This window comes from Dietzia cercidiphylli (genome assembly GCF_014145145.1).
GTDB lineage: Bacteria > Actinomycetota > Actinomycetes > Mycobacteriales > Mycobacteriaceae > Dietzia > Dietzia natronolimnaea.
In genome coordinates, this window is record NZ_JAALEA010000246.1 from 1 (window position 1) to 1464 (window position 1464).

2 protein-coding genes and 2 tRNA genes are annotated in these 1464 nt (G+C 70.8%); all 4 read left to right on the forward strand.

The features are described from left to right. On the forward strand, nt 1-452 hold a 452-nt coding region (locus tag G6028_RS09470; RefSeq protein ID WP_182658721.1), incomplete at its 5' end, for a DUF3566 domain-containing protein. An 88-nt stretch (nt 453-540) separates the two neighbouring features. After that, a tRNA-Ile gene (locus G6028_RS09475) sits at nt 541-614 on the forward strand. A gap of 59 nt (nt 615-673) precedes the next feature. Beyond that, nucleotides 674-746 (forward strand) — tRNA-Ala (locus G6028_RS09480). Between the two features lie 73 nt (nt 747-819). Further along, a partial coding sequence (locus G6028_RS09485) for an MFS transporter (RefSeq protein WP_182658722.1) occupies nt 820-1464 on the forward strand: 645 nt, incomplete at its 3' end.

Genomic DNA, 1464 nt, shown 5'->3' on the forward strand with positions numbered 1-1464 from the left:
GCGCCGAGGGACTGCCCGGCGGTGTCGCGACCGCGCACTCGGGTGGCGCGGCCGGTCGCGCGGCCCCCATGGTTCCGCCGACGGAGCGGCGGGGGCCGATGGAGTCGGTGCTAGTCCTGCGACGCATCGACCCGTGGTCGGCGTTCACCACCGTGCTCGGGCTGATGTTCGCCCTGTACCTGGTGTGGATGGTCGCGATCGGTGTCACCTACCTCCTGCTCTCCGGCATGGGGGTGTGGGACCGGCTCGGGGGGTTGCTCTCCGGGGTCGCGGGTGACGAGTCGGCGGCCGCGATCGGGCCGTCGACGATCTTCCTCTACAGCGGCGGCGTGGGACTGCTCAATGTCCTGCTGCTGGCCATCCTGACGACCCTCGCGGTGTTCATCTACAACCTCGCCGCCGGGCTGACCGGTGGCGGCGTGCAGGTGACGCTGAGCGATCGCCGGAACTGAGGTGCCGGTTCGGGGGTCCCGTCATCGCCGCGGGACTCCCGATTTGGGTGGCGGCGCGCGCGTCGGGTAGATTAACGCTTCGGTACGAGGGCCTATAGCTCAGGTGGTTAGAGCGCCAAACTGATAATTTGGAGGTCGGAGGTTCAAGTCCTCCTAGGCCCACCCCCGCATGGCAGACGCCGGATCGCTAGCCGCGGTCCGGCGTTCACGCTTTGTGGCACGGGGCCTTAGCTCAGTTGGTAGAGCGCTGCCTTTGCAAGGCAGATGTCAGGGGTTCGAATCCCCTAGGCTCCACTCCTCTCCCTCCCGCGTCCCCCTCCCCGCCCGACGGGTGTCGGGCCGTGGTGGACCGACCCCAGGACCGCCCGTGGACAGCACTTCCCGCTCGTGGACACCGTTCGTCCTGATGGCGCTCGTCGTGACGGCGGCGCTGATGTCGAGCGCGACGCCCTCCCCCCTGTACGTGGACTACCAGGAGGCCTGGGGGACCAGCGGCGCCATGATCACGGTCGTCTACGCGGTGTACGCGCTGGCCGTCCTGGTCCCGCTACTTCTGTTGGGACGACTGTCGGACGCGATCGGCCGCCGGCCGGTGGTGATCACCGGCCTGGTGCTGCTGGTGCTGAGCATGGCCGGGCTCGCGGCGGCGCCCTCGGTGGCCTGGCTGATCGCCGCGCGGGTGGTGCAGGGTCTGGGCGTCGGGCTGGTCACCGGATCGGCGGCGGCGGCGATCATCGAGCTGCACCCCACCAGGAACGCCCGCGTCGGCGCGCTCACCAGTAGCTCCACGACCAACTTCGGCATCGCGGCCGGAGTGCTCCTGGCCGGTGTGGTGGCCACCTCGTCGTCGTCGCCCCTCGTCCACCCGTACGTGGTGATGGGCGTCGCCCTGGCCGCGTTGCTCGCGGGCGTGGTCGTCCTGGTGCCCGAGACGTCGGGGGCCGGCCCCCAGACGCTCCGGGACGCCGTGCGCGTCCAGCGGATCGCGGTGCCCCCCGCGGCTCGTCCGGCC